Below are 19,817 nucleotides of genomic sequence, written 5' to 3'. Positions count from 1 at the left end.
CCTCGATGGCCGGAGGAGGGGCTGTCGCTCCGGTGGGCGGCGGGGCATGATCGGGCCGACAGCCGCGCCGCACCCACGGAGGTCCCACGTGACCCAGCCCGCCGAGCCGACCGACCGCGCCGACCGCGTCGACCCCGCCGACGCCGCCGGGCGGGCCGGGTCCGCCTCACGCAGCGGGTCTCTCCGCCGTCCCGCAGAATTCCCGGGCGGACGTGAGCTGTTCCGGCTCTCCGAGGCCGTCAGCCACCTGAACCACGGGTCGTTCGGAGCGGTGCCGATCCCCGTCCAGGAAGCACAGGCCGCCCTGCGGGCCGAGGCGCACGCCGACCCCGACGCCTTCTTCATCGGCGCCCCCGACCGGCTCGTCGAGGCCAGGACCCGGATCGCCGCCCGGCTCGGCGCCGATCCGGACGGGCTCGCCTTCGTGACCAACGCCACCGAGGCCGCCAACACGGCCCTCGACGCCGTGGAGTTCGCCCCCGGCGACGAGGTCCTGGTCACCGACCACGGCTACGGCACGGTCGTCGCGGCCGCCGCCCGGCGCGCCCAGCTCACCACCGTGGCCCTGGGCACGGACCTCCCCGACGAGGACGCCGTACGGGAAACCGTGCTGGCCGGGGTCACCCCGCGGACCCGGGTCGCCGTACTCGACCACATCAGCTCGCCCACCGCCCGGCTCATCGCCTCGCCCCGGCTGCTCGCCGAACTCGCCGAGCGGGGCATCACCACCATCGTGGACGGCGCCCACGCGCCCGGCATGATCCCCGACCCCCTGGGCGGGGGCGCGGACTTCTGGTTCGGCAACCTCCACAAATGGTCCTACGCCCCGTCCGGCACCGCGATCCTGTCCGTGGCCCCGCAGCACCGCGCGCGGATCCGGCCACCGGTGCCCTCCTGGGAGGACCACCACGGCTACCCGCGCTCCGTGGAGAACCGCGCCACCTTCGACTACACCGGCTGGCTCGCCGCCCCGGAAGGGCTCGACCTGCTGGAGGAGCTCGACGCCGCGAAGGTACGGGCCCACAACAGCGCGCTGGCCGCCTACGGCGCGGCCCTGCTCGCCGAGATCCCCGGAATCGCCCCGCTCCCGCACACCGAGGGCCTCGCCCTGCGCACGCTCCGCCTGCCGCCCGGGGTGGCCGAAACCCCGGCCGCCGCCGGCGAGCTGCGCGAGCGGATCGCGGCCGAGCAGCGGATCCGGGTGCTGATCTGGCCCTGGCCGGGCGGCGGCGGGATCCGGGTGAGCGGGCAGATCTACAACCGGGCCGAGGAGTACGAACGGCTCGCCGAGGTGCTGCCCGCCTACCTTCCCTAGACGAAGGGCTCAGCCGCGCCGGAGCAGGTACGTGTCCATGATCCAGCCCTTGCGGGCACGGGCCTCGGTGCGCAGCTCCTCGATCCGGTTGGCGACCTCCGCCAGCTTCCCCGAGACCAGGATCTCGTCGGGGGTGCCGACGTACGCACCCCAGTAGATGTACAGGTCCTGGTCGAGGTGGGCGGTGAAGGCGTGCCGGGCGTCCAGCATCACCACCACGTCGTCCACACCCTCCGGCCAGCCCTCCGCGAGCCGGCGCCCGGTGGTGATCTGGACCGGACGGCCCACCCGGTTGAGGTTGGTGCGGTGGCGGGCCAGCAGCGAGGAGATGCTGCTGATGCCGGGCACCACCTCGTGCTCGAAGGCGACCCGGCCCTTCTCCAGCACCTCGTCGAGGATCGCGAGCGTGGAGTCGTAGAGCGAGGGGTCGCCCCACACCAGGAACGCGCCCGTCTCGCCCTCCGCCAGGTCCTCCGCGATGAACCGCTCGAAGAGCTCGGCCCGCGCGCTGCGCCAGCCGTCCACCGTGGGGGTGTAGTCGGAGGGCGTCCGGTCGCGGTCGGGATCGCGGCCCTCCACCAGCCGGTGTCCGGGGCGGGCGTGCGCGTCGAGCATCGCGCGCCGCAGCCCGGTCAGATCCGCCTTCTCCTCGCCCTTCTCCAGGATGAGGAATGCGTCCGCCGCGCCGATCGCCCTGACCGCCTGGAGGGTCAGGTGGTCCGGGTCGCCCGCGCCTATGCCGATCACTGAGAACTTCTTCACCGGGCTATTCTGCCCGTCATGCGCGCCGCCCTGTTCGTCACCTGCGTCAACGACGCGCTCTACCCGCGCACGGGCATCGCCGTCGTCCGGCTCCTGGAGCGGCTCGGGGTCACCGTGGACTTCCCCGCCGCGCAGAGCTGCTGCGGCCAGCCGCAGTACAACACCGGCTACCGGCGCGAGGCCGAACCACTGGTCCGGCGTACCGCCGAGGCCTTCGCCGGGTACGAGTACGTGGTCACCCCGTCCGGTTCCTGCGCGGCCATGGTCCGCTCCCACTACCCCCGGATCGGGCGCGCGGCCGAGGCGGAGGGGCGGGGCCCGGGGCTGGCCGCTCTCGCCGAAGGCCTCGTACCCCGCGTGTACGAGCTCACCGAGTTCCTGGTCGACGTGCTCGGGGTGACGGACGTCGGCGCGTACTTCCCGCACACCGTCACCTACCACCCGTCCTGCCACGGCCTGCGCGCCCTCGGACTCGGGGACCGGCCCCGGCGGCTGCTCGCGGCCGTGCGCGGTCTGGAACTGCGCGAACTGTCCGGCGCCGAGGAGTGCTGCGGCTTCGGCGGGACCTTCGCCGTCAAGAACCCCGACGTATCGGCCGCGATGGGCACCGACAAGACCGCCCACGCGGTGTCCACGGGCGCCGAGGTGCTCTGCGGGGCCGACAACTCCTGCCTCGCCCACCTGGACGGCATCCTGCGCCGCCAGGGCGCCCCGCTGCGGTCCCTGCACCTCGCCGAGATCCTGGCCGCGACGGAAGAAGAGCCACTCGTATGACGGGCACCTACCTGGGCATGCCGGCCTTCCCCGACGCGGCCCGCGAGGCCGTACGGGACGAGGTGCTGCGCGCCAACCTGCGCCACGCCACGCACACCATCCGCGACAAGCGGGCGCGGGCCGTCGCCGAACTGGAGGACTGGGACCGGCTGCGCGCGGCCGGCAAAGCGGTCAAGGACCACACGCTGGCGCACCTCGACCGCTACCTGCTCCAGCTGGAGGCCTCCGTCACCGCCGCGGGCGGCACCGTCCACTGGGCGGCCGACGCCGAGGAGGCCAACCGCATCGTGACCGGCCTGGTCCTGGCCACGGGCGAGAAGGAAGTCGTCAAGGTCAAGTCCATGGCCACCCAGGAGATCGGCCTGAACGAGGCCCTGGAGGCGGCCGGGATCGCCGCGTACGAGACCGACCTCGCCGAGCTCATCGTCCAGCTCGGCCACGACCGGCCCTCCCACATCCTGGTCCCGGCCATCCACCGCAACCGCGGCGAGATCCGCGACATCTTCGCCGCGGAGATGGGCGGCTGGGGCCGTCCGGCCCCCGAGGGACTGGGCGACGACCCGCGCGAGCTCGCCGAAGCCGCCCGGCTGCACCTGCGCGAGAAGTTCCTGCGGGCCAAAGTCGCCGTGTCCGGCGCCAACTTCATGGTCGCCGAGACCGGCACCCTGGTCGTCTTCGAGTCCGAGGGCAACGGCCGGATGTGCCTGACCCTGCCCGAGACCCTGATCTCGGTGGTCGGCATCGAGAAGGTGGTCCCCACCTTCCGCGACCTGGAGATCTTCCTCCAGACACTGCCCCGCTCCTCGACCGCCGAGCGGATGAACCCGTACACGACCATGTGGACCGGACTCGGGCCGACGAACGGGTCCGACGGCGACGGCCCCTCCGCCTTCCACCTCGTCCTCCTCGACAACGGCCGCACCGACACCCTCGCCGACGAGGTGGGCCGCCAGGCCCTGCGCTGCATCCGCTGCTCCGCCTGCCTCAACGTCTGCCCCGTGTACGAGCGCGCCGGCGGCCACGCCTACGGATCCGTCTACCCGGGCCCGATCGGCGCCATCCTCAGCCCCCAGCTCCGGGGCACCGGGAGCGAGATCGACGCCACCCTGCCCTACGCCTCCACCCTGTGCGGGGCCTGCTACGAGGTCTGCCCGGTCGCCATCGACATCCCCGAGGTACTGGTCCACCTCCGCGAACGCGTGGTCCAGGGCGGCCCGGTGACCCGCGAGGGCATCCGGGTCCGCATCCGCCCCGCCGACGGCCACACCGCCGAACGCGCCGCGATGCGGGCGGCCCGGATCCTCCTCGACCACCCGGGCGCACTGCGCGCGGGAGAGCGGCTGCTGGCCCGTGCCCGGCGGCTGCGGCCGCGCCGGCTGCCGGGGCCCGGGCGGGCCTGGACCGACAGCCGGGAGCTGCCGGAGCTCCCGGAGCGCTCGTTCCGCGACTGGTGGGCGGCGCGCGAGAAGGAGGCACGCCCATGAGCGCCAAGGACCTCATCCTGGCCCGCATCCGCCGGGCCCTGCCCGAGCCGCGCCCGGACACCGCGATCCCCCGGGACTACCTCGCGGTCCACGGCGCCCGCACCCCGGCCGAGAACGCGGACCTGCTCGCCGCGAACCTCACGGAGTACCGCGCCAGGGTCCACCGGGTCGACGAGGACGGCATCGCCGTGCTGCTGATGCGGCTCCTCGCCGAGCGGGGCTCCGAGTCGGTCCTGGTACCGCCCGGGCTGCCCCCGTACTGGACGGCCGCCGTCGACGCGACCCGGATCCACGACCGCGCGGCCTCCACCCCGTACCAACTGGACGCGGTGGACAGCGTGGTGACCGGCTGCGCCCTGGCCATCGCCGAGACCGGCACGATCGTCCTCGACGGCGGTCCGGAACAGGGGCGGCGCCGGATCACGCTGATCCCGGACCACCACATCTGCGTGGTCCGGGTCCCCGACCAGGTGGTGGACTCCGTCCCCCGCGCGCTGCCGCTGCTGGACCCCACCCGCCCCCTCACCTGGATCTCGGGCCCCTCCGCCACCAGCGACATCGAGCTGGACCGGGTGGAGGGCGTACACGGTCCCCGCACCCTGGAGGTGGTCCTCCTCGGCGCACAATGAGGGCATGTCCTCCCACCTCGCCCTCACCGCCCTCGTGGTCCACGACTACGACGAGGCCATCGACTTCTACACCCGCGCGCTCGGCTTCGACCTCGCCGAGGACACCGTGCGCCCGGACGGCTCCCGCTGGGTCGTGGTCCGTCCGCCGGGCGCCAAGGAGTCCGCCCTCCTGCTGGCCCGCGCCAAGGACGACGCCCAGCGCTCCCGCGTCGGCGACCAGACGGGCGGCCGGGTCGGCTTCTTCCTCTACACCGACGACTTCGCCGCCGACCACGCCCGGATGACGGCCGAGGGCGTCCGCTTCCTGGAGGAGCCGCGCCACGAGACGTACGGCTCGGTCGCCGTCTTCCAGGACCTCTACGGCAACCGCTGGGACCTCCTCCAGCCGGCGTAGCCGCGCGCTCAGGCCGGCCCGGGCCCGCCCGTGAGGTGCGGGGCCTCGGCCGCCGCGCCGACGACCGCGCCGGCCTCCACCCGGGCCGCCAGCTCCCGGGCCCACCGGACGAGCCCGGGGACGTCCATCCCGTGCGCGGACCAGGCTTCGGGAGCGTCCGCACCGCCGGCTCCGTCCCGCCCGGCCAGGGCCAGGGCCAGGGCCTCGGCTCCGCGGCGCAGCAGCCGGGCACCGCCGACCGCGTTCCCGCGCGCGGCGTGCGTCAGCCCGACCGCCAGCTGTGCCAGCGCCCGCCACAGCGGAGCCTCGGCATCGGGCCCGGACTTCCAGGCGTCCTCGAAGACCTCGTGCGCGTGGAAGGGCATCCCGGCGTCCAGCAGCAGCTGCGCCTGCGCCACCGTCTCGCCGGGCGTGCGCACCACTCCCTCGGGCTGCCGCTCCACCCCTTGGGCGTCGTAGGGCAGCGGCCGCCCCAGCCCGTCCCTGGGCCGCGCGTTCCGCGCCCGCCCCTCACCGTCCCGATCCCGTGCGTTCACCCTTCCATCCTCGCTTCATCCCCTTCCCACCGATAACCGGTGCATGGACACCCCTCGGTGTGGGGTAATGTTCTGCATGTGCCGCCGAGACGGGGGAAACCCCAGATCAGAAGCACATCGGGACGTGGCGCAGCTTGGTAGCGCACTTGACTGGGGGTCAAGGGGTCGCAGGTTCAAATCCTGTCGTCCCGACTTTGCTTTATGCAGGTCGGAGGTCGTCTTCTCAGAAATGGGAAGGCGGCCTTTCGTGCGTTCCGGGGCCGTGGTGGGCGTTGCGGGGGGACACGGGGGTCTCCGAGCTCACCGGCTGCCGCGTGACCCGTAGGGCTGGAGGAGCTGGTCGACGGGGGCGTGGTCGTCCGTGAGCGGTCGGGCATCGCCGATCCACGACCTGAGGGCGTCGCCGGTGGTGATCTTCCAGCCGGGTTGCCGGGCGTCGAGCGCCGCCTGGGCCGCGGGGGCGTCGACCGGTCGGTTCGAGGCGAGCACCACCAGATTGCCGCCCTTGGGGCCGGTCGTCGGTTCGAGGCCGATGTCGGTGGGCCTGCCGACGAGGGCGACGTGGTCGAAGCTCCTGCTGAGGGTGGCCACTTCGGCACGGGCGAAGGCCAGACCGCCGTGGTCGATGAGGTTGGCCACGTACAGGCCGTCTTCGTCGAGCACCCGCCGTACGTCGGTCATCGCTTCCACCGTGGTGAGGTGCCACGGCACGCTGACGCCGCCGAAGGCGTCGCCGACGATGAGGTCGCGACTGCCTGCGGCCAGTCGTCGCAGGCCGATCCTGCCGTCCTCGACGCGTACGTCGATGCCGTCGGCACCGCCTTGTGAGCGCAGACCCAGTTGGTCGCGGTCGATGCGCACGACCCCGCTGTCGATCTCGGACACACCGCTGCGCGTCCCCGGTCGCGTGGCCGCGAGGTAGCGGGGATAGGTGAGCCCGCCACCGCCCAGGTGGTGCGCGGTCAGTGGCGTGTTTCCGGGAAAGGCGGCATCGACCACCGACGCGATGGCGCGCACGTACTCGAACTTGAGCGAGGTCGGGTCGTCGATGTCGACGTAGGAGTGGCGTACGCCGTCCAGGACGAGGGTGCGACCGCCGGCCCGGTCGGGGTCCGCGAGGACCCGGGCGCAGTGGTACCGGGTCTCGGTGTCGCAGCCGCCGGGCGCGACCGCGGTGGCGAGGCCGCCGGCGATGACCACGAGTGCCAGGGCGGGCGTACCGCTCCACCCGCGCGTTCGCCACTCGACCAGCGCCGAGCCGGCCACCAGCAGGGTGCCGAGGCCGATCAGGATGCCGCTGACCGGCAGCCGCGACACGAGGACGAAGCCGGTGAGCAGCGTGCCGACGATGGCGCCGACGGTCCCGACGCCGGACAGCCGGCCGACGACCGTGCCGGTTTCGGCGAGGCTGGTGAGGCGCAGCTTGGTCACGATGGGCGTCACCGCGGAGAGCAGCGCGCCCGGCACGAGGATGGTCAGCGCCGCGATCAGCAGGAGCAGCGCCGGCGCCCACTCCGCGCTGGTGCGGAGCACGGCGGGGGTGAGGGCGACGACCGCTCCGGACAGCCCCAGCGAGGGGCCGATGAGCCGGCGTGCGTTGACCTGGTCGGCGAGGCGCCCGCCAAGCCAGGAGCCGGCGGCGATCGCGGTGAGGGCGATGCCGATCACCATGGTGCTGGTCTCGAGGGTGAGGCCGAGGTAGGGAGCCAGCAGCCGCAGGGCGACGATCTCCACCACCAGGACCGCGGCCGACGATCCGAACACGAGCACGGCAGCGGTACGGGGGCCCAGGCCGTGGTCGTCGGGCGTGCCCGTTTCCACAGGCGGGGAGGACGAACTGGTCACGGCCGACATCCTTGCACGCGACTCGTCGGCGCATCGCGGAAAGCCTGATCCGACGGGGAAGCGCGGTTGACGAGACGGGTGTTGGGGTGGTCGGCCCCTACGGACGGGGGCGGCCGTCGTGCGCTGCGGTGACGGTCTGGTCCGCGCCTTCGGCGGGGTGGGACGGCCGGTGGCGCAGGCGTGCGGCGAGTACGGCCACATCGTCCTCGGCGTGTTGGGCGTCGAGCCCGGCGCAGACCGCGTCCACCACCTCCGAGAGGCTCGTCCGGGAGCCCAGCCGGAGGGCGGCCAACCTGGCCAGCGAGGTGTCGATGTCCTCGCAGCGCCGTTCCACGAGGCCGTCCGTGTAGAGCAGCAGGGTCTGGTCCGCGGTGATCGGCCGGGCGAGGGCCTCGTAGCCGCCGGCGCCGGTGCCCAGGGGCGGGCCGACCGGTACGTCCAGGAGTTCGCCGGCGCCGTCGCCGGTGAAGAGGGCGGGCGGCAGGTGCCCCGCGCTGGCGTAGAGGGCCATGCCCCGGGCCGGATCGATGCGGACGAGCAGGCAGGTGGCGGGCCTGCGGGTGTCGTCCGACGCGGACAGGGAGTCCAACTGGCGCAGTACCCGGTGCGGGGCGAGATCGGTGGAGGCGACCTCGCGCAGCACGGACCGGTAGGCGTTCATGTCGACGGCGGCCTCCAGGCCGTGCCCCATCACGTCCCCGACGGCGAGGAGGGTGCGGCCGAAGTGCAGCCGGATCGTCTCGAACCAGTCGCCGCCGACCAGGGCGCGGGCCCCGGCGGGCAGGTAGCGGCTGGCGATCTCCAGGTTGGGGTGGGGCCGGCCCGGTTCCGCGACCAGGGCCCGTTGCAGGTCGAGGGCGGTCTTCTCGGTCGCCGCGAGGCGCCGGGCGTGCCAGAGGTGGATGGCGGCCAGGCGCGCCGCGAAGTGCAGGGTCGCCAGCTCGTGGTCCCCGTAGTCCCCGCGCGTCCGGGCGGTGAGGAGCTTGCCGTACAGCTCGCCCCGGGCGGTCAGCGGTACCGAGGCGAGGTACGTGCGGGCGGCCCCGGCGCCCGCGGTCCACGTTTCCAGGGGATGGTCGCGGTCCAGCGCCCGGACCAGCGGCGCGCTTTCGACGGCGGACCCGTCCAGGAGGGCCGTCGCACCGGCCACCGCCACGCGTTCGGCACGGGCGCCCCGGCGGATCAGGTCCACCGCCGCGGCGTCGGACAGCGTACGGAACAGGAATCCGGCCAGCTCCCGGCAGGTCTGCCGTTCGTCGGGGGAGGTTCCGATCTGCTCCAGGGCCTCCTCCATGGAGCGCAGCCGCGCCTCCAGCCCGCCCTGTTCCGACACGTGCCTCCTCCGCCCGCCACCCGCCACCCGCAGCCCTGCTGCCGTGGAAGGCATTTCATCAGCCCGCCCGCCCTGTGGGCGCCAACCTGGCGGGTGTTGCCGTACGGGTACTCCGTCCGGCAACACCCGCGGTGTGCTGAGCCCGGGTCAGAGCCGGAACGGGTTGGTGTTGCGGGCCGCGAGCAGGAACCACGCCGTGGCACCGGTGTGCAGCGAGGCGTAGTAGAGGTCGCCCATGCCGGTGTCGAGGCCGTCGCGGGAGGCCGCCACGATGCCGTAGCCGTCGTGGTGGGGGGCCTCGCGCTGGGCCAGTTCGAGGCTGCCCGCGAACGCGGCGGCGGTGGGTGCGTCGGAGGCCCGCCCGCGCACGTTGAGCGCGGTCAGGAACTGGGCCGTGCCCTCGAACCACACCTTGCTGCGGTCCGCGCCGCTGAACGCCATGCCCTGGTAGGGGCCGTCCTGCGCGGAGTGGTGCTCCAGTCCCCAGTCCAGGGCCCGGGAGTGGTCCTCGTCGAGGGTGGCGAGGTAGCTCCACGCCTGGATGTCGGCGGGCACGACCTCGTCGTTGCGGTGGACGCCGTCCTCGGTGGTTCCGGTCCACAGCCGGCCGTCGTCGGCCTGCATGCTGTCGACGAAGGCGAAGGCCTTCTGCGAGCGGGTGGACCACTGCCCGTCGCCGGTGAGCTGGGCGAGCATGGCGAAGAAGGCGCCGGCATCGATGTTGTGCTCGGTGGCCTTCCACGTCAGCTTCCGGATCAGCTCCCCGGAGTCGTCGTGCAGGTAGCCGCCGGTGTACCCGCCGGCGCCGCGCTCGTCGGCGGCGTTGCTCTGGATCCACTGCGCGGCGCGCAGCGCCCCGTCCAGGTACCGCTGGTCGCCCGTGGCCTCGTACAGGTGCGACCAGGCCATGCCCACCCAGGCCATGTTGCCGGTGTAGGTGGCGAATCCACCGATGTACGGGGTGCCCTGCCGGGTGATGAAGGGGTTGGGGAGGTAGGACGCGCGCAGACGGCCGTCACCGGCCGGGTCGAGCGCCTGGGCCTCCAGCAGGACGTTCCCCAGGGTCCTGGCCCTGTCGATGTCGGGTCCGTAGCCGCTGTTGATCAGGGCGATCACCATCAGGGTGTCGTCGTAGACGAAGCTCGACTCGAAGCCGTTCTCGCCGAACTGCCCGTCGGGGGCGAAGTGTCCGCCGGTGTAACTGCGCGGGAGGCCGTGCGAGACGGGCGCCGGGTACTCGTTCATCTTGGACCGCAGGAAGGAGAACGCCTTGTTGGTCGCGGTCTTCCCGATCGCCGGGAAACCGGTGGGCGGGGCGGGGGCGGGGTCGCGGGGGCCGGAGGCGCCGACGGTGTACGCGTAGGTGTCGATCTCCTCGACGGCCCGCATCGTGGACCCGCCCAGCGGCAGCTCGTAGAAGTCCACGGCCACGTAGTTGGGCTTCTTGCGGGCGGCGGGGCCGCAGTAGTCGCGGGCGCGTTCCACGAGCTTGTCGCCGTTGTCGATGGCGGCGGTGATGACGGTGGGCGCATCGCGGAACTGGTTCATGACCATCAGGGGCTGGAAGTCGGCCCCCGGCCCGGCCGTCGTGGTCAGCGGGCGGTTGTCCCAGCGGGTGTAGCAGTCCCAGTTGCCGCCGAGGGCGCCCAGGCTCCAGTAGTTCTCCACGGTCCACTTGTCCTGCATGGCCACGCCCCCGGGCGTGGCCGCGGCGCTGGAGAAGATCAGGAGCCGCTTGCCGCTGGTGCGCATGGCGCCGAGGGTGGGCCAGCCGTTCTCGGCGACGCCCTGTGCGGCCGGATCGAAGACCAGGTCCTTGAGGCCCGGGACCTCGTTGATGACGTTGTCGAGGAGCGCCCGGTCGGTCACGTAGTCCTCGAGGAAGATCGTGACGACGGGCTTCGGGCCGTCGGCGGTGTTCATGGACGTGACGAGGTTCGCCATCAGGTCCTTGAACCTCATCGGCTCGGAGCCGACCCCCATGCGGCTGGCGCTCTCGAGGTCGCAGTTGCCGCCGTGGCACAGGACTACTTCGCCGTTCCACACCGCGACGTCGAGCATCAGGCCGCGCACGCCGTCACCGAGCTGCTGGTTGAGCGAGCGGCTCTGGTTGACGGCGAGGGCGCCGCCCTCTCCGTAGCTGTTCCACGCGTTGTGAGCGGTGAGGAAGGTCGCCTCGTCGAGGCGGGGGTCGGCGGGGGCCGTCCCCTTGGTGAGGCTGGTCTGGGTGAGGTACCACCGGGTGGACGCCCCGGCGTCCGGGCCGACGGTCAGCCGCTCCTCGTGGCCGGTGCCCGGCGAGCGGAGGTAGCTGCTCCGGCCGGGGACCCGCACCCGGTAGACGTCCGTCCCCAGTTCGTCGAAGAGCCAGTCGGTGCGCTCGTCCGCGCAGGACAGCAGCTCCGTGGTGAGCCCGTCGGGGGTGCGGCCCAGGCAGTACGCGCCGTTGACGTTGCTCTTGATGTGGTAGCCCTCGCCGCCAGGCTCGATCCACCATTCCTGCTCGCTGTCGCGCTTGTAGCGCTCCTGACGGATGGCCTTGGTCGCGGCCATGTCGCCGTTCTCCACGGCCACGGACAGGCCGGAGGCCACGCTCTGCATCTGGAGCGGTCCGTACTTGTTCGGCGGCCCCTCCGCGGCGACGGCGACGCCCGCGTCGGGCGCCACCAGCCCCGCCACCACGGTCGCCAACGCGACCAGGAGGCCGGTCAGTCTGTGCCTTCCGGGTCTACTGGGCCTTGTGGGCCCACTGCCGCCGAAAGCCGCCCTGGGTTCCACCGATGTACCCGCTCTCGCATGCCGTGCCCGTGAGGGCTCGGCTGATCTTCGTCAACTCAGGGTGTGAGCAAATGAGCTTCGGGTTGCGAAGGTGCGACGGCAGGACGGGATCCGGGGAAACGCAGGGCGAACACGCGGCGCCCTCCGCGGGGAGGGTGCCGTCAGGAGGACTGCTCCGTCAGGGTCGCCGGGTCGGACAGGCCCGCCGCGCCGGTCTCCACCTTGCCGGCGAAGCGGCGCAGGAAGCCCGGGGTGCCGGACGCGGTGACCGTCACGTCGTACCAGCGGCGGGTGTTCTTCAGCGAGACCGTGTGCTTCACGGTGGCGCCCTTGGCGACGGTGAGGCGCTTCGGGCTGCCGCCGTAGGCGTTGGCGACCGTGAGCGTGGCGGTGGGGCCCGCGGCATTGGTGAGCGTGAGGTCCAGGTTCCCGGTGGCGGCGTTGTGGCGGGCGGTGACCTCGGGGCCGGGGGTGGTGCCGGGGTTGCGGAAGCCGCGCAGGAAGCCGTTCGGTCCGTGCACGGTCAGGTCGGTGGACCCGGCCGAGTAGGCGGTGTTCCAGGTGTCCGCGATCGACTTGCCGGCCTCGGTGGTGTAGGTCCAGGGGGCGTCGGTGCGGTTGCCGGAGGTGACGTAGAACTGAGCGCCCAGCGCCGGGCCGCCGCTGAACGTCAGCCGGAACCTGCCGTCCGCGACGAGCGCGGCGCCGTCCACGTACGGGGCGTACCCCAGCGCGCGCGTGGGGCGCAGCCCCTTCTCCTGGCGGGGCATGGTCCCCTGGGCCGGCGGGGTGGCCCGGAAGTCGGGGTGGCGCTCGCGGTCCGGCGGGAACCAGCCGTCGGTCTCGGGCAGCGGGGCCGGGGCGGTGTCCTTGCGGGCGAAGTCGAAGGCGGAGGTGAGGTCACCGCAGACGGCACGGCGCCAGGGCGAGATGTTGGGCTCGTGGACGCCGAAGCGCTGCTCCATGAAGCGGATGACCGAGGTGTGGTCGAAGGTCTCGGAGCAGGCGTAACCGCCGGTGCTCCAGGGGGAGACCACGAGCATCGGCACGCGCGGGCCCAGCCCGTAGGGTCCGGCCACGTACCCGGCCTTGCCCGGGAACACGTCCAGGGCCGTCGGCGTGGTCGACAGGCCCTGCGCGGCACTGGCGGGCGCGTACGGCGGGACGACGTGGTCGAAGAAGCCGTCGTTCTCGTCGTAGGTGATGAACAGCGCGGTACGGGCCCACACGTCGGGGTTGGCGGTGAGCGCGTCCAGGACCTGGGAGATGTACCAGGCGCCGTAGTTGGAAGGCCAGTTGGAGTGCTCGCTGAAGGCCTCGGGCGCCGCTATCCAGGAGATCTGCGGGAGGGTGCCGCCCACCACGTCCGCGCGCAGCTGGTCGAAGTAGCCTTCGCCCGCCTTGGCGTTCGTGCCGGTGCGGGCCTTGTCGTACAGGGCGCTGCCGGGCTGGGAGTCCCGGTAACTGTTGAAGTAGAGGAGCGAGTTGTCGCCGTAGTTGCCGCGGTAGGCGTCGTCGATCCAGCCCCAGGATCCGGCGGCGTCGAGGCCGTCGCCGATGTCCTGGTAGACCTTCCAGGAGACCCCGGCCGCCTCCAGGCGCTCCGAGTAGGTGGTCCAGCCGTAGCCGGCCTCGGCGTTGTTGAGGACCGGGCCGCCGCCCTGGCCGTCGTTGCCGGTGTGGCCCGACCAGAGGTAGTAGCGGTTGGGGTCGGTGGAGCCGATGAACGAGCAGTGGTAGGCGTCGCAGATGGTGAACGCGTCCGCCAGGGCGTACGCGGTTGAGGGGTGACTGAGCACCCCACAGCGAGCCCGGGGTTCCGGTAAGGGAGCGTCTCTGATGAGCTTAGGGTTCCTGGGCGGGCCTGAGCTTCAGGCCTACGCGGAAGGCGGCTTGTAGTGCTGGGCAGGGTGTGGACGCCTGCCGTGTGTGCCGCGTGTCCGTGCCGCTTGCTGCGGCTCGGGTGCTCATCGTGTGCGGTGCCTGCCGCCTGTGCCGCCGCTGGGTGCGGCGATTCGGTGGCTACAGCTACCGCCCCGCCGGACGCTTTCCGCCCGGTGTGGACCCGGGTGGGGCGGGGACCCCGCGTCGCTTCCTGGGCACGGGGCGGATTCTCGCAGGCCCGACTCCATGCGACGGACCGTTCTGCCCCGTACAACGAGGGCTCAGCCACGAGGACACGGCCGAAGTTGCGATCAGCGGATCAGCGGATCGCTCATGAAACCCAGGCCAACCGACCAACTGCACGCGGCCCTGACGTGACGCCGGCGCGTACACCAGGCGAACGGCGGTCGGGTTTCGCGCCCAGGTCGGCCGGTTTTGGGCTACCGGAAGAAAAGCCTTGGACCGCGTGGGCGCCCGTGCGGGACACTCCGCTTTCCTACCAGACGGTCCGAGAAGGCAGGGTTGGGATGGGATCGCCCGAATCGCACGAAAGTTCACTGAACGCGAGTCCACCGCGCAGGAGTCCGGTGCTCCTCGCACTTCGCCACTACGGGCGGGAACTGCTCCGCCAGCGATGGCTGACCGCGCCCGCGATGCTGCTCCCGGCGCTGGGCAACATCGGCATCCACTACATCGCGCCCCTGGTCGTCGCGAAGCTCGTCGGCCGGATCGCGGGCGGCGAGCCGGTCGCCGGGGGCGTCGGCGGCACCCTCGGCTGGGCGATGCCCTACGTCCTCGGCTTCGCCGGGGTCCTGCTGCTCTCGGAGGCGTTCTGGCGCCTCGGACTGCACTGCCTCAACCGCCTCGACGCCCGCGGGATCGAGCGGCTCTACGTCACCGGAATGGACGAACTGTTCGCCAAGGACGCGGCGTTCTTCCACGACAACTTCGCCGGATCGCTGACGAAGCGGGTCCTGAGCTTCGCCTCCCGCTTCGAGGAGTTCGTCGACACGCTGACGTTCTCGGTCATGGGCAGCTTCGTGCCCCTGCTGTTCGCCTCGGTGGTGCTGTGGCAGTACGACCCGCTGCTCGTCGTCGGGCTCCTGACGATGATCACCATCACGGGACTGGGCGTGGCGCCCCTGATCCGCCGCCGCCAGGCGCTCGTCGCCCGGCGGGAGGAGGCGATCGCCCGGGTGTCGGGCCACGTGGCGGACAGCCTGATGAACATGGACACCGTCCGGGCGTTCGCCGCCGAACCGCGCGAGGCCGCCGAACACCGCACCCGGGTCGCGGAGTCGAGGAAGCTCACCCTGCGCTCGTGGGACTACGGCAACCTGCGCATCGACACGCTGGTCGCGCCGCTGTCCGTGGCGACCAACGTGCTGGGGCTGATGCTCGCCATCGTGCTCGGCGGGGGAGCGCACGGGGTGGAGGCGGTCATCGTCGCCTTCACCTACTACGCCAGCGCGACGCGGATCATGTTCGAGTTCAACCAGCGCAAGGATGGGCCGAGCAGGACCCGCTGCGGCGCGAGGCCAAGGGCTACGACTACCTTCCTTTTCCTGTCCCTTATTTCCCCCAAGTGCGCCTAAAATCTGCAAGGTTTGCAGTTGACCAGTTGCTGTGTGGCTTGGTGCAGGGGTGGGTGTGGTCGGGATCGGGTATTCCGCTTCCTGGAGTTGGGAGAAGGCCAGCCTCATCTCATAGGCACCCCTGGATCTTGCCGCTGAGTCTCAAGTAGCACAGGCTGTGGCCGGTTCCAATCAGACGAATGCTGACTCCACGCTGAGTGAGCTGACGGACAGTCGGATCTGTCGGCGCGGGATGGTCCAGCCCCACGGGCGGGCAATACGTGATGCTTGAGGGTCGCCGTTCTGCCCCCCAGCGGCGGCTGCGGGCGGCTATGGGGTCTTTCTTGGAGGCCATTGCTGTCCGTCAAGGTGCTCAGGGGCTCCGGAAACCGTCGTTGTGGGTAGTCGACAAGACTCTGGATGCGCTTGTCGTGGCCTCAGGCCGGCTGGCGGTCCCGCGGGAACTCCCGAAGCTGGAGTGGCCGGCGGCGAGGTCGGCCTGGAGGACTCCGCCCCTTCCATGGGAATTGGTCGAAGAAGCAGAGAGGGAAGAGGCCGGGGGCCACTGGGAGACGGCGACGATGGTGCAGGGCTGGTCGTGGCCCTTGGCCGCCGGGGTGCGCATGTCGTGGGTGCCGCCGCGGACGATGGCGAACTCCTCGCCGTGGCTGTGCTTCACGTCCAGCACCTCCGTTGCGTACCAGCCGCAACACGCGGTCACGGCGCGCCCCGGCTCGATGCGCAGGGTGAGCCCCGGGGTGGGAGTCGGCAAGGCGGGCCAGGCCGGCGCCGTACGCCGTCCAGCCGAAGCGGCGCTCGGGGGCTGCGTAGTCGACGCTCATGCCGCCGCCCATGTTCACCTCGGGGAGGGCGATCCCGGGGCAGGTGGCGAGGTCGGCGGCCCAGGTGACGATCGATTCGGCTACCGCGAGCTGCTCCGGGCGTCGAGGCCGCTGGCCAGGTGAGCGTGCACGCCCGGCAGCGCACTACTTGGGGCGAATCCCGGGCTCCCGGGCTTCTGGGGCGCCGAAGCCCGAACTCGGGCCGCCTCCTTGGCGGAGCGGTCGCACGACTTGGATCGTCAGCCTCTGACTGCCGGCGCCGCCGTAGGGGTGGGGCAGCGAAGGAAGAGGTGGAGGGCCGGAAGAAGGTAGAGGGCCCAGAAGGTGGCCTGCAGGACGCTGGGGTTGGGCTGGAAGTTGAAGATGCCCTTGAGGAGGGTGCCGTACCAGCTGTCGGGTGGGATGGTGGCGCTGATGTCGAAGAGGCGGGTGTCCAGGCCGGGAAGGATGTCGGCTTCCTGGAGGTCGTGGATGCCGTTGGCGAGGACGCTGGCGGCGATGATGACGAGCAGGGCGCCGGTCCAGGTGAGGAACTTCGCGAGGTTGATCCGCAGGGCGCCGCGGTAGAACAGCCAGCCGAGGGCGACGGCGGTGAGCAGGCCGAGGAGGGCTCCGGTCAGCGGGCGGGCGCCGTCGCCGGATGCCTGGACGGCGGACCAGATGAACAGGGCGGTTTCCAGGCCCTCGCGGCCGACGGCGAGGAAGGCGGTGGCGACGAGGGCGCCGGTGCCGATGGCGAGGGCCTGGTCGAGTTTGCCGCGGAGTTCGGCCTTCAGGTGGCGGGCGGTGCGCCGCATCCAGAAGACCATCCAGGTGACCAGACACACGGCGAGGATGGACAGGCCGCCGCCGAGCATTTCCTGGGCCTCGAAGGTCAGTTGGGTGGAGCCGAATTGCAGGAGGGCTCCGACACCGAGGCTGAGCGTGACCGCGATCCCGACGCCGGCCCAGATCGGCGGCAGTTTGCTCCGGTTGCCGGTCTTGACCAGGTAGGCGATGAGGATGCAGACGACGAGGCTGGCTTCGAGGCCCTCGACGCGTTCTCATGCGGGCTGGCGTCGTCGGGGTCGGCGGGGCGGAGGGGCTTCGTACTCTTCCTCGTCGGCTTCTACTTCGCCTTGTTCCTTGCCCTCTGCCTTGTCCTCTTCGTACTCGTCTTCCTCTGCCTCTTCGGCTTGTTCTTCTTCGAGGGCTTCCTTGTGGGTCCGGGCGACCTCGCCGTCACGGATCTCGCCGCGCCAGCCCTCTGGTTCGTCGGTGGTGAGCATGGTGTGGCGCAGGAAGTTCTTGAGGTCAAGACGCAGCTGGCGGCCCTGTGCGCGGCACAGGTTGCCGGTCTTCTCGAACAGCCCGGAGGGGTGGTACTCGACGACGATGACGATGCGGGTCGGTGACGGGGCGAGTTCGTGGAAGGTCACGCAGCCTCGGGTGGTTCCCTTGGCGCCGAGGGAGGTTCACGCGATGCGGTCGTCGGGTACTTGTTCCTGAACGGTGGCTTTCCAGCCTCGTGCGGAGGGGCCGACCTTCACCTTCCAGCCGCTCGTGGTGTCGTCATCGCGGGAGACGTCGCGGACGCCTTAGGCGAATCCGCTGAAGTCCTCGTGGGTCCAGTGGTCGTAGACCATGCGCAGCGGCAGGCCGACATCGATCGCTTCGACGATGTTGACGACCTTGACGCCGCCGCTCTTGCGCCCGGCGGCCTTGCCGCCGAACGCCTGGGCGACGGTGTCGGTGACCTCGTCCTTGAGGTGCGGCGGTACGACGGGGTGCACCGTGCGCTCGAGCAGGCCGTAGCGCTCCAGCATGCGCAGGTTCTGGGTGAGCATCTCCCGCGCCAGGGGGTCCGCCGCGCCTGAGGTCGGCGTCCTCGGGCGAGCCGCTGTACTGCTTGGTCACCATCGGGTTCCCCAGTCAACGAAAAGTGCGTTCTCCCACGTCAGCAGCCACTCTCCTACGGTTTCAAAGTAACCGCAAGAGAGTGGCTAGCCAGGTGCGGAGGCTACTTGTAGTACCGCATCAGCTCCCCGTTGCCGCGCATGTGGTACAGCTGGGTGCTCGAACTCGCGATCATGACCGGGATCGGGCGGCCCGGCAGCCGGATGTGGGCCATCTGCTCCACCCCGCCGCTCGGCGGGTACCGGAACATCTCTCCCGTGTCGAGGAGCTGGTACACGTTCCCTGCCGAGACGCTGATCTCCAAGGTTCGCAGGTCGGTGTCGACCGTTTCCCAGGACGTTCCTCCCAGGTGCCGGAGGATCTGTCCGTCGGCCAGCCGGAACTGGTACATGACTCCGCCGCCGGCGTCGATCCGCGTGGCGCCGCTGCCCGCGAAGGCGAGGAGCTCCCAGCCGGTCAGAGGCGTTCCGGTGTACCGGAAGATCGCGCCCGTGCTGTGCCGCTGGTACAGCTGGTTGCCGTCGGCCACGATCTGCACCGTGAAGGGGTTGTTGTCCAGGAGTTGCCACCCGGTCATGGGAGTACCGGTGTACCGGAAGACGGCACCGGTGTTGTGGCGCTGGTAGAGGTTGCCTCCCGACGCGGTGAGCTGCGCCGTGGCAGGGTTGGCGTTCAGTTGCTGCCAGCCGATCAGGGGGGTGCCGGTGTACCGGAAGATCGCGCCACTGGTCTGGTGCAGCTGGTACAACTCGTCGCCGTCGGCGACGATCTGTACCGTCGCGGGGTTCGCGTCGAGCGCCACCCAGCCGAAGGGCGTTCCGGTGTACTCGAAGATCGCGCCCGTGCTGTGGCGCTGGTACAACCGGCTCCCTGTCGCGGCGAGCTGACTGGTGGCCGGGTTGCCGTCGACCTGCTGCCAGTAGAGGCTGCGGGCACGGCTCTTGTCGTTCGCCGTCGGTACCCGCCTCAGGGTGTTGGGCCCGAACTGGGACCACATGACGTCATGCGAATCGTGTTCGCCGGCTGCGTGTCGCAGGCCGATGAGGTGACCGACCTCGTGGAGGGCGACGCTCTGCACGTCGAAGCAGGCGAACTCGGCCCCGATGCGCCACTTGTGCTCTTCGTTGTCGAAGTGGAGCGGTCTGGGACGGACGTCTGGGTTGGCGCATCCCGGCGGTGGACCGGAATGTGCGTGGGTGCTGCCCACCATGTCGGGATAGTCGGGATCGTTGGCGGGAACCCAGCTGATCAGGATGTCGGGGTCCGCCCCGGAGGACACCTCCTGGAACGTGAGGGGGAGGAGCGCCTGCCACGTCGCGAACGCGGCCCGCACAGCGGTGAACTCGTTGTCACCCGGGATCTGTGCCGTCCCTCCGTTGAACGCGTAGGTGAGGTGGTTCTTGTCCCAGGCACACTGGCTGCCGTTGGGCTGGTAGATGGGGCTTCCGGCCGCGCGGAAGATGTCGTTGCGCATGATTCCGCAGCGGGACTTCAGCATCGCACCGCGCGTCGGTTCGTCGAACGCTCCCGTCGACGTGAGGGCGCTGTGCTCCTGGAACCAGGCCAGGGCGAGTGAGGTGATGGGGTCGAGGCGCCCCGCTTCGTAGGAGCGCGCGGGAAGATACCCGTGCTGCTCCAGGAACATCTGGACGTACTCGAAGCCGTCCTGCTTCTGGCCGGGTCTGGTGGTGGCGACGCCGGCAACCGTGGGTCTCGGCTCGGTCTTGTGCTGTCCCATGGCGTACTCCTTCGGTATCGATGACAATCGAAC

General features: G+C 71.3%; 13 protein-coding genes, 1 tRNA gene and 3 pseudogenes. 7 read left to right on the top strand and 10 right to left on the bottom strand.

Features of this window, described 5'->3' with window-relative positions; translation table 11 throughout:
- Positions 1-88 precede the first annotated feature (88 nt).
- Positions 89-1,315, top strand: a complete 1,227-nt coding sequence (locus ACODT5_RS08810; protein ID WP_422518620.1) for an aminotransferase class V-fold PLP-dependent enzyme — start codon at positions 89-91, stop codon at positions 1,313-1,315.
- A 9-nt stretch (positions 1,316-1,324) separates the two neighbouring features.
- Here ACODT5_RS08810 and cobF read toward each other — a convergent pair whose 3' ends face one another.
- A complete protein-coding gene (cobF, locus tag ACODT5_RS08805; protein ID WP_422518619.1) occupies positions 1,325-2,077 on the bottom strand; it encodes a precorrin-6A synthase (deacetylating) in 753 nt (250 codons plus the stop codon).
- Positions 2,078-2,095: 18 nt separating this feature from the next.
- Between cobF and ACODT5_RS08800 the strand changes: the two genes are divergently transcribed.
- The 4 genes from ACODT5_RS08800 to ACODT5_RS08785 are packed head-to-tail and all read left to right on the top strand — an operon-like array spanning position 2,096 to position 5,358.
- Positions 2,096-2,851 carry a (Fe-S)-binding protein gene (locus ACODT5_RS08800; RefSeq protein WP_422518618.1) on the top strand — a complete coding sequence of 252 codons (756 nt, stop codon included), beginning with the start codon at positions 2,096-2,098 and terminating at the stop codon, positions 2,849-2,851.
- Positions 2,848-4,335 carry a lactate utilization protein B gene (locus tag ACODT5_RS08795; RefSeq protein ID WP_422518617.1) on the top strand — a complete coding sequence of 496 codons (1,488 nt, stop codon included), beginning with the start codon at positions 2,848-2,850 and terminating at the stop codon, positions 4,333-4,335. Before ACODT5_RS08800 ends, ACODT5_RS08795 begins: the two co-directional genes overlap by 4 nt.
- The gene (locus tag ACODT5_RS08790) at positions 4,332-4,964 is read left to right on the top strand and encodes a LutC/YkgG family protein (protein WP_422518616.1); all 633 of its coding nucleotides are present in this window, start codon (positions 4,332-4,334) and stop codon (positions 4,962-4,964) included. The genes ACODT5_RS08795 and ACODT5_RS08790 overlap by 4 nt, the downstream gene beginning before the upstream one ends.
- Positions 4,965-4,968: 4 nt before the next feature.
- Positions 4,969-5,358, top strand: coding sequence for a VOC family protein (locus ACODT5_RS08785; RefSeq protein ID WP_388496957.1), 390 nt, complete (start codon positions 4,969-4,971; stop codon positions 5,356-5,358).
- 8 nt (positions 5,359-5,366) lie between these two features.
- Here the strand turns inward: ACODT5_RS08785 and ACODT5_RS08780 are convergent, their stop codons facing one another.
- The gene (locus ACODT5_RS08780; RefSeq protein WP_422518615.1) at positions 5,367-5,894 is read right to left on the bottom strand and encodes a DUF309 domain-containing protein; all 528 of its coding nucleotides are present in this window, start codon (positions 5,892-5,894) and stop codon (positions 5,367-5,369) included.
- A gap of 118 nt (positions 5,895-6,012) precedes the next feature.
- Between ACODT5_RS08780 and ACODT5_RS08775 the strand changes: the two genes are divergently transcribed.
- A tRNA-Pro gene (locus ACODT5_RS08775) sits at positions 6,013-6,086 on the top strand.
- 108 nt (positions 6,087-6,194) lie between these two features.
- Here the strand turns inward: ACODT5_RS08775 and ACODT5_RS08770 are convergent.
- From ACODT5_RS08770 to ACODT5_RS08755, 4 genes are all read right to left on the bottom strand, one after another.
- A complete protein-coding gene (locus ACODT5_RS08770) occupies positions 6,195-7,748 on the bottom strand; it encodes a fused MFS/spermidine synthase (RefSeq protein ID WP_422518614.1) in 1,554 nt (517 codons plus the stop codon).
- Positions 7,749-7,836: 88 nt separating this feature from the next.
- On the bottom strand, positions 7,837-9,072 hold the full coding sequence (locus ACODT5_RS08765) for a PP2C family protein-serine/threonine phosphatase (protein WP_422518613.1): 1,236 nt from the start codon (positions 9,070-9,072) through the stop codon (positions 7,837-7,839).
- A gap of 147 nt (positions 9,073-9,219) precedes the next feature.
- Positions 9,220-11,754: a phosphoinositide-specific phospholipase C-related protein gene (locus ACODT5_RS08760; RefSeq protein WP_479685664.1), complete on the bottom strand. Its 2,535-nt coding sequence runs from the start codon at positions 11,752-11,754 to the stop codon at positions 9,220-9,222.
- Between the two features lie 257 nt (positions 11,755-12,011).
- A complete protein-coding gene (locus ACODT5_RS08755; protein WP_422518611.1) occupies positions 12,012-13,649 on the bottom strand; it encodes a phosphocholine-specific phospholipase C in 1,638 nt (545 codons plus the stop codon).
- Positions 13,650-14,261: 612 nt separating this feature from the next.
- Here ACODT5_RS08755 and ACODT5_RS08750 point away from each other — a divergent pair.
- A pseudogene (locus ACODT5_RS08750) lies at positions 14,262-15,233 on the top strand (ABC transporter transmembrane domain-containing protein); the annotation flags it as partial.
- 634 nt (positions 15,234-15,867) lie between these two features.
- Here the strand turns inward: ACODT5_RS08750 and ACODT5_RS08745 are convergent.
- The 4 genes and pseudogenes from ACODT5_RS08745 to ACODT5_RS08730 all read right to left on the bottom strand — a co-directional run.
- Positions 15,868-16,311, bottom strand: a pseudogene (locus ACODT5_RS08745) (type III PLP-dependent enzyme domain-containing protein); the annotation flags it as partial.
- 78 nt (positions 16,312-16,389) lie between these two features.
- On the bottom strand, positions 16,390-17,154 hold the full coding sequence (gene efeU, locus ACODT5_RS08740; RefSeq protein ID WP_422519597.1) for an iron uptake transporter permease EfeU: 765 nt from the start codon (positions 17,152-17,154) through the stop codon (positions 16,390-16,392).
- 39 nt (positions 17,155-17,193) lie between these two features.
- A pseudogene (locus ACODT5_RS08735) lies at positions 17,194-17,898 on the bottom strand (SRPBCC family protein); the annotation flags it as partial.
- Positions 17,899-18,149: 251 nt separating this feature from the next.
- A complete protein-coding gene (locus ACODT5_RS08730) occupies positions 18,150-19,784 on the bottom strand; it encodes a matrixin family metalloprotease (RefSeq protein WP_422518610.1) in 1,635 nt (544 codons plus the stop codon).
- Positions 19,785-19,817 lie beyond the last annotated feature (33 nt).

This window comes from Streptomyces tatrensis, from assembly GCF_049310065.1.
In the GTDB taxonomy this organism is placed as follows: Bacteria; Actinomycetota; Actinomycetes; order Streptomycetales; family Streptomycetaceae; genus Streptomyces.
Note: the sequence above shows the minus strand (reverse complement) of the source record. Positions and strands in the feature narration are given on the sequence as shown.